Raw genomic sequence first — 8,792 nt, 5'->3', positions numbered from 1 at the left:
GAAACTAGCTACTTAAAACTTTATTGATTACGTTTTGCTCGTTCAGTTTTCAAGGTTCATTTTGTTTATTTCGTTGTCACCTCTTGGCGACTCATTTATAATATCAAGATTCCAAAACAAAGTCAACAGTTTCTCCAAAAATATTTTAATACAATTTATAAATGTTTCAAAAAACAATTATGGTTAAAATGCTCACTATTTAATTGATTACTATTATTGCGAAGTGTTTGTTAAGAAAAAATTATATTAGCACTTGCGTAGAGTACATCTCTTACCTAATAAAAAAAGGCAAACCACATAATATAGTTTGCCCGTCTATCTATAAATTAGTTATGATACGTGAAATATAAAAACTGCGATTTTTCCCTAAATCAAAAATTTCCCCTGAATGAATTAATTTAATAAGTGGTCTTGTTGGGGCAAATTTATTTACAAACATTACTTCCCCACGTTCTAAATTAGAAAGCTCTACAATTGTACCTATCGGAAGATCTGCAACAATATCAATTAATGCACGTACTACTTTAATATCAAATTTACCAAACTCAGATTCATTAATCATTTCAATTACTTTAAATGAAGATTGTTTCGTTCTATATACTCGTTCACATGTCATAGCATGAAAAACGTCTGCAACAGCAATGATTTGTGCAAATATAGAAATATTGGCGATCTTTTCGTTCTTCGGATATCCACTACCATTTAAACGTTCATGATGTTGGAAAATTGCTTCTTTCATCGTTTCTTTTAAAATGGTCAAATCTTTCACCATATTATGGCTATAAATCGGGTGTTTATATATCTCATCATATTCTTGCTCTGTTAATGGTGTCTTCTTATCCCTGATACGAGGATGTACTTTAGCCATACCACAATCAGCCAATAAACCACCGATGGCTACTTGAATAGTGGTTCCTCTATCATAACCAAGTTTTTGAGCAATAACTGAGGCAATCAGACCAGTTGCTACACAATGATGATACAGGTAGTCTTTTGGATTTGAATACTCATTTAAATCAAAAATAATAGTACGATCTTCTAGTACCATCTCTACTAAAGGTAAAATAATTGTTCTGGCCTTTGCAATATCTACCTTGGCGCCCGCTTCCCAGTTTTTAAATTCTTTTTTAAACTGTTCAACAGAATGATTATAGATTTTCCTAAAAGTCGGAAGTTCTTCTATTATAACTTCGACATCACTTTCATTCTTTTCTACACGCATATCATTTTCACTTTTATAAACGGGGACGGTGAAAATATTAAATGCATGAAAAACTTGCAAGTGTACATAAGAAATCATTGTATCTTTGAAAATAATCGGATACTGTGTATTAGCAAATATATCTTCAGAAATTACCTTGCCAACACCTAGCTCTGAAATTGGAACATGTATAGTTTCCACAGAATGAACACCTCTCCACTATTTCTTGCTTCAAAATAAGGTATTATCATTTTATCATGGAATTCAAAATAATTACTTATTTTTCATTATTTACGTAAAAAAACCGATGACGACATTCAATAATGTCGTCATCGGTTTATATTATTCTTCGACTTCCTCTTCGTCTTCAAAAGACTCTTCTGCTTTTTCCACTTTAGCGACAGTTGCAACCAATTCGTCATCTCCTAGTCGAATTAAACGTACACCTTGCGTACTGCGCCCAATTAATGAAATATCATTTACATCCATACGGATAAGCATACCATTAATAGTTATAAGCATTAAATCCTCAGAACCATCGACGGTTTTTACAGCCACCATTGGACCATTCTTATCTGTAATCTGAATAGTTTTCAGTCCTACTCCACCACGACTTTGTAAACGATAGTCCTCTTCAGAAGTACGTTTACCGTAACCTTTTTCAGTTACTACTAATATTTCTTGCCCTGGTTCAACAATCTCCATGCCAACTACTTCATCACCATCACGTAGCTTAATGCCTCGAACACCACCAGCTGTACGGCCCATAGATCGAATGTCGTCTTCTTGGAAACGAACGAGCATACCATCGCGAGTACCAATAATCACTTGTTTCTCTCCATCTGTAAGACGTACCGAAATAAGATCGTCGTCTTCTCTCAAGCTGATTGCGATTAAACCATTTGTTCGGATGTTAGCAAATTGTGATACAGGGGTACGTTTTGTAATACCTGTTTTTGTGGTAAAGATAAAGTAAGCATCTTCATCAAACGACGCAACACGAATCATAGCTGTTACTTTTTCGCCTTTTTCTATATTAAGCAAGTTTACGATTGGTAACCCTTTAGCAGTACGACCGAACTCAGGAATTTCATATCCTTTTGCTCTAAATACTTTACCTTTAGACGTGAAGAATAAAATTGTATCGTGGGTAGAAGTATTCATTAGATGCTCTACAAAGTCGTCTTCATTTGTACCCATTCCTTGTACACCACGACCACCACGCTTTTGACTACGATATGTATTCGCAGCTAAACGCTTGATATAGCCATTATGTGTTAAAGTAACAACTGAGTTTTCAACAGGAATTAAATCCTCATCCTCAATCATTTCAATTCCACCTGATGTAATCTCAGTACGGCGCGTATCATTAAAACGTTCTTTCAACTCTAAGATTTCAGTACGAATAATATCTACAATTTTCTCTTCATCTGCTAATATTGCCTTTAATTCAGCTATAAGAACTTGAAGCTCTTGATATTCTGCTTCAATTTTTTCACGTTCTAAGCCACTTAATCGAACGAGGCGCATATCTAAAATAGCTTGAGCCTGACGCTCCGATAAGTTAAAGCGTTCCATTAATTGAGGTTTTGCTTCTTCACCACTACGTGAACCACGTATAATAGCGATTATTTCATCAATATGATCGAGTGCGATTCGTAAGCCCTCTAAAATGTGAGCGCGGTCTTCAGCTTTTCGAAGATCAAACTCTGTACGACGACGAATAATTACTTTTTGGTGTTCTAAATAATGGTATAGCATTTCTTTTAAGCCTAATACTTTAGGCTGACCATTTACTAAAGATAGCATATTGATACCAAAGCTAGATTGCATAGCTGTTTGTTTATATAAATTATTTAGTACAACATTAGCATTTGCATCTTTACGAACTTCAATCACTACACGCATACCACGACGGTCTGATTCATCACGTAAATTTGTGATTCCATCTATTTTTTTATCACGTACAAGCTCTGCAATTTTTTCAATAAGCTTAGCCTTATTCACTTGGTAAGGCAATTCATGGATAAGAATAGTTTCCTTACCATTTGCCTTTTGCTCAATTTCCACTTTCGCACGGATGATAATGGAACCTCGACCAGTTTCATAGGCTCTACGAATACCACTACGTCCTAAAATTAATCCACCAGTAGGAAAATCAGGGCCAGGAATGATTTCCATCAGCTCTTCAGTCGTAATGGCCGGATTTTCAGAAAGTGCTATAACAGCATCAATTGTTTCGCCCAATTGATGCGGAGGAATATTTGTTGCCATACCTACAGCAATCCCTGCAGCACCGTTGACTAAAAGATTTGGATAGCGACTTGGTAAAACTATTGGTTCTTTTTCTGATCCATCATAGTTATCTGTATAGTCAATTGTATCTTTATTAATATCACGGAGCATTTCCATTGCTATTTTAGACATACGTGATTCTGTATAACGCATGGCTGCTGCGCCATCACCATCAACAGAACCAAAGTTTCCGTGACCATCAACAAGCATGTAGCGATAGCTAAAATCTTGTGCCATACGTACCATTGCATCATAGATGGAAGAGTCACCATGTGGATGGTACTTACCCATTACATCCCCAACGATACGTGCTGACTTTTTGTAGGCTTTATCTGCTGTATTACCTAATTCCTGCATCCCATATAAAATACGACGATGAACTGGTTTTAATCCATCACGTACATCAGGTAATGCACGTGATACAATTACACTCATTGCATAATCAAGAAAGGATGTTTCAATTTCTTCTGTTATATTAACTCCTTTAACACCGGAGCGTTCTTGTTCTGACAAAGTGTAGACCTCCTCTCAAGAAAAATTAGATATCTAAATTAGCGTATACGGCATTTTCCTCGATAAATTGACGACGAGGTTCAACTTCATCGCCCATTAAACGTTCAAATGCTTGGTTTGCTTTAATTGCATCATCTAATTCTACTTGTAATAATGTGCGGTACTCAGGATCCATTGTTGTTTCCCAAAGCTGCTCAGCGTTCATTTCTCCAAGACCTTTATAACGCTGCACATTTGGCTTTGGCATTTTTGGTAGCCGTTCTAAAATTTCTTTTAATGTCTCTTCATCATAGCAATACTCAATATGTTTACCTTGTTTCACTTGATAAAGTGGTGGCTGTGCAATATAAATATAGCCTGCTTCTATAAGTGGTCGAAGGAAACGGAAGAAGAATGTTAAAAGTAATGTACGAATATGTGCCCCATCGACATCGGCATCTGTCATGATAATGATTTTATGATAACGAGCTTTCTCTAAATTAAACTCCTCACCAATACCAGTGCCGAATGCTGTTATCATCGCACGGATTTCCGCATTCGATAAGATTTTATCTAGACGAGCTTTCTCAACGTTAAGGATTTTACCACGTAAAGGTAAAATTGCTTGGAAGTGTCGATCACGTCCAGATTTAGCCGAACCGCCGGCAGAATCACCCTCAACAATATAAATTTCACAATCAGCTGGGTTAGTAGAAGAACAGTCAGCTAATTTACCCGGTAAGCTAGATACTTCGAGGGCATTTTTACGACGAGTAAACTCACGTGCTTTTTTCGCAGCTACACGAGCACGGGCTGCCATTAATCCTTTTTCCACAATCTTTCGTGCAACCGTTGGATTTTCTAACATAAAACGCTCAAAGCCATCTGAGAACAAAGAATTGGTAATTTGACTTACTTCTGAATTCCCTAACTTTGTTTTTGTTTGTCCTTCAAATTGCGGATCTGGGTGTTTCACAGAAACTATAGCTGTTAACCCTTCTCGTACATCCTCACCTGTAAGATTAGCGTCAGATTCTTTTAGTAATCCACTTTTTCGTGCATAGTCATTAATAACGCGTGTAAGGGCTGTTTTAAACCCTGACTCATGTGTACCGCCCTCATACGTATTAATGTTATTAGCAAATGAAAAAATATTAGAAGAGAATCCAGCATTATATTGCATAGCAATTTCTACTGTGATGCCATCCTTCTCTCCAAGAACATCAATTGGATCATGAATTGGCTCTTTAGATTGATTTAAATGCTCAACATAAGAGCGAATACCACCTTCATAATGGTATGTTGTTGAGCGAATCTCTTCTTCACGCTCATCAGCAATCGTAATCTTAATACCACGATTTAAATAAGCCAATTCTCTAATACGATGAGCTAAAATATCATATTCATAAACAGTAGTTTCTTTAAATATTTCTGGGTCAGCTTTAAAACGCGTTGTTGTACCATTATGATCTGTGTCACCGATAACCATTAACTCTTGAACTGTTTTTCCACGTTCAAATTTTATTTCATGGATATGACCTTCACGATGTACTTGAACAATTGTTTCAACAGAAAGTGCATTTACTACTGATGCTCCAACTCCATGAAGACCACCAGAAACTTTATAGCCTCCACCGCCAAATTTACCACCAGCATGTAAAACAGTCATAATAACTTCAACAGCAGGCTTACCCATTTTTTCTTGAATACTAACTGGAATACCACGACCGTTATCTTCTACACGAATCCAGTTTTCTTTTTCAATTGTTACTTTGATATCTGTACAAAATCCTGCAAGTGCTTCATCGATACTATTATCAACAATTTCCCATACTAAATGGTGAAGCCCTTTAGAGCTAGTTGAACCGATATACATCCCTGGTCTTTTACGTACTGCTTCTAAACCTTCTAATACCTGTATCTGATCGGCCTCATAAGCTTGGTTTTGTAAACCTTCGTTCTCTATAGCCACGGCTTTCATCTACTCCTTCATAACATCATTGTGTGTAAATGAATGAACAGTCAACCGAGCTGACTATTACCATTCTTTTTGTAATCTAAAAAACTACCCTGGCTAACTTCTTTCAATCGCACCTTGTTTCACGTGGAACAGTTGAGCCTGTTCCATCGTTTCATGATGAATTCCTTCCACACTTGTGGTTGTAACAAAGGTTTGGACTTCACCCTGAATGGTATTTAATAAATGCGATTGGCGATAATCATCGAGTTCCGATAAAACATCATCTAAAAGTAGTATGGGTGTTTCATTTGTTTCTTGTTTAATTAATTCAATTTCAGCAAGCTTTAAAGACAATGCAGTAGTACGCTGCTGTCCTTGTGAACCATAAGTTTGAACATCATAGCCATTCACTAAAAACTGTAAATCATCTCGGTGTGGACCAACTAATGTCACGCCTCTATCAAATTCACGTTCTCTCGCTTCAATTAATTTTTGATGTAAAGTATTTTCAATTTCACTAGTAGAGTGTTCTTTTTCAATACCAGCTACCGTACGATATTTTATAACCAGTGTTTCCTTACCTTGCGATATACCTGCGTGTATGGGTTCCGCCCACTCTTGCAATAAATCCATAAATTGAAATCTTTTACGAATAATTTGGGTAGCAGCGTGAATATATTGTTCATTGTAGACCTCATACATCACATCATTTGGCATGGACTTGCCTTGGTTCATTTTTAAAAAATGGTTACGTTGTTTTAAAACTTTTTGAAAGGTTAATAAATCATGTAAATAGACAGGCGAAATTTGCCCAATCTCCATATCAATAAAACGCCGACGTATTTGCGGACTTCCCTTTACAACGTTCAAATCCTCTGGCGCAAACATAACGACATTCATTTGACCAATATAATGACTAAGGCGACTTTGCTCTATATGATTTATCTTGCCCTTTTTACCTTTCTTTGTAATCGTAAGTTCGATCGGTAAAATACCATGCCTTTTTTTAACGGCCCCTTCTATTTTACCATAGTCTGAATCCCAACGTATCAATTCTTTATCGTTCGTTGTTCGATGGGACTTAGCCATTGCTAAAACATAGATGGACTCCATAACATTTGTTTTTCCTTGTGCATTTTCACCAATGAAAACATTAATTTTTGGAGAGAAGTTTAAAGCTAAGGCATCATAGTTACGGTAATTTGTAAGTTTTATTTGCTCAATATACATAATTTATTGTCCAGTTGGTCCTATGATTTGAAAACGACCACATCCAGGAATATTTACAATATCTCCGTTACGTAATTTACGACCTCGACGATCGTCTACTTCTCCATTTACATATACAGCATGTTCTTGTAAAAACCATTTGGCCATTCCACCTGAACTAATGGCATCAGTAATTTTTAAAAGTTGCCCTAACGTGATGAACTCCTCATCAATTTTAATGTCCTGCATAGTGTGTTCCCCTCCGAATACAGACTGTCTATCTCTCTATCATACCTAAAATTACGCCATAAGTAAAAAAAGATAGTCACAATGAGCGACTATCTTAACAGATCTTTTATTCTTTAGTAAGTTCGTACAGGTAAAATTAATTGTAAAATAGCATCATCATGAACGGAACGTAAAATAAACGGTCTCATTGCCCCAGTAAATTGAATAACTACGTCTTGTCCATCTATTGCTTTTAATGCTTCCATCATATATTTTGCACTGAATGAGATTTTCAAACCTTCCCCTTCTAATGCTTCCACAGGAATTTCTTCTTGTACTTTTCCGATTTCAGGAGAGTTAGAAGAAACCTCAACTGCTTGGTTATCTAAAATTTCAAAACGGACAACATTATTACGATCTCCTCGTGCAACAAGTGATGCACGGTCAATAGCTTGTAATAAAGATTTACCATTAATTGTTACATTTGTTTGATACTCTTCAGGAATTAAACGAGTTGTGTCAGGATAATTTCCTTCCAGTAAGCGAGAGAAGAATAATACATCACCAGTTTTAAATAATACTTGCTGACTTGTAATAACGATTTGGACAAGATTTGTAGAATCTTCAAGTACTTTATTTAATTCATTCAAACTTTTCCCTGGAATTACTACACTATGTTCAACTTCTGGTAAATTTTCGAGTTGCACTTTACGTCTTGCCAAACGATGACTATCTGTTGCAACACAGATTAATGTTTCATTTTTGATCTGCCAGTTTACACCTGTCAACACGGGTCTACTTTCTGAAGTGGCAACAGCGAATACTGTTTCACGGATTATTGTTTTTAAGAGATCAGCAGGAATAGTAAATTTTTGATCTTCTGTAAGCTCTGGTAATAAAGGATACTCTGCTGCATCTGAGCCAATTAAATGGAATTCCGATTTCCCTGAACGAATATGCGTTTGGAAACCTGGTGTTACTTGAATTTCAACATCGTTTGTTGGTAATTTACGTACGATTTCATTAAACATACGTGCTTGTACAACAATTGAACCTGTTTCTGTAATGTGAATAATTTGTTGTCCATCTTCTTCTACTGGAATAAATGTTTGAATAGTTATATCAGCATCACTACCAGTTAAGCGGATCCCTTCCTCTGTTACGTCAATTTTAATACCAGTTAAAATCGGAATAGTTGTTTTTGAACTTACTGCTTTCATGACATCATTTAAACCTTCTAATAAACGGTCACGTAAAATATCAAATTTCATTCGTTTTCCCTCACATATTTATATTATTTATTTATATAAAATAAAAAGATATAGTAATAGGCCCTGTGGATTTGTGGATAAGTATATTTTTATGAATAAAATCAGTCTATCCACATGTAGATAGACTGTGTATAAG

6 protein-coding genes are annotated in these 8,792 nt (G+C 35.9%); all 6 read right to left on the bottom strand.

From position 1 onward, the window contains the following. Positions 1-319: 319 nt before the first annotated feature. Positions 320-1,402, bottom strand: coding sequence for an HD-GYP domain-containing protein (locus AC1RFD_RS18175; RefSeq protein ID WP_054548809.1), 1,083 nt, complete (start codon positions 1,400-1,402; stop codon positions 320-322). A 141-nt stretch (positions 1,403-1,543) separates the two neighbouring features. Then, positions 1,544-4,009: a DNA gyrase subunit A gene (gyrA, locus tag AC1RFD_RS18170; protein WP_048395196.1), complete on the bottom strand. Its 2,466-nt coding sequence runs from the start codon at positions 4,007-4,009 to the stop codon at positions 1,544-1,546. 25 nt (positions 4,010-4,034) lie between these two features. Next, entirely contained in the window at positions 4,035-5,969 is a 1,935-nt protein-coding gene (gyrB, locus tag AC1RFD_RS18165; RefSeq protein ID WP_048395198.1) for a DNA topoisomerase (ATP-hydrolyzing) subunit B, read from the bottom strand. 93 nt (positions 5,970-6,062) lie between these two features. After that, entirely contained in the window at positions 6,063-7,178 is a 1,116-nt protein-coding gene (recF, locus tag AC1RFD_RS18160) for a DNA replication/repair protein RecF (RefSeq protein WP_048395200.1), read from the bottom strand. Positions 7,179-7,181: 3 nt separating this feature from the next. Further along, positions 7,182-7,406 carry a S4 domain-containing protein YaaA gene (gene yaaA, locus AC1RFD_RS18155; protein ID WP_004233303.1) on the bottom strand — a complete coding sequence of 75 codons (225 nt, stop codon included), beginning with the start codon at positions 7,404-7,406 and terminating at the stop codon, positions 7,182-7,184. Between the two features lie 113 nt (positions 7,407-7,519). Beyond that, positions 7,520-8,656 carry a DNA polymerase III subunit beta gene (gene dnaN, locus AC1RFD_RS18150; RefSeq protein ID WP_004233305.1) on the bottom strand — a complete coding sequence of 379 codons (1,137 nt, stop codon included), beginning with the start codon at positions 8,654-8,656 and terminating at the stop codon, positions 7,520-7,522. Between the last annotated feature and the right edge of the window lie 136 nt (positions 8,657-8,792).

The sequence above is a fragment of the Lysinibacillus sp. GW823-FHT02G10 genome (assembly GCF_058797135.1).
The sequence above is the reverse complement of the archived record's forward strand: the minus strand, read 5'-3'. Positions and strand labels throughout refer to the sequence as shown.

Excerpts from the sequence above, each read along its gene's own strand:
- recF (WP_048395200.1), bottom strand. The coding sequence starts at position 7,178 with ATGTATATTGAGCAAATAAAACTTACAAATTACCGTAACTATGATGCC.
- dnaN (WP_004233305.1), bottom strand. The coding sequence starts at position 8,656 with ATGAAATTTGATATTTTACGTGACCGTTTATTAGAAGGTTTAAATGAT.
- yaaA (WP_004233303.1), bottom strand. The coding sequence starts at position 7,406 with ATGCAGGACATTAAAATTGATGAGGAGTTCATCACGTTAGGGCAACTT.
- gyrB (WP_048395198.1), bottom strand. The coding sequence starts at position 5,969 with ATGAAAGCCGTGGCTATAGAGAACGAAGGTTTACAAAACCAAGCTTAT.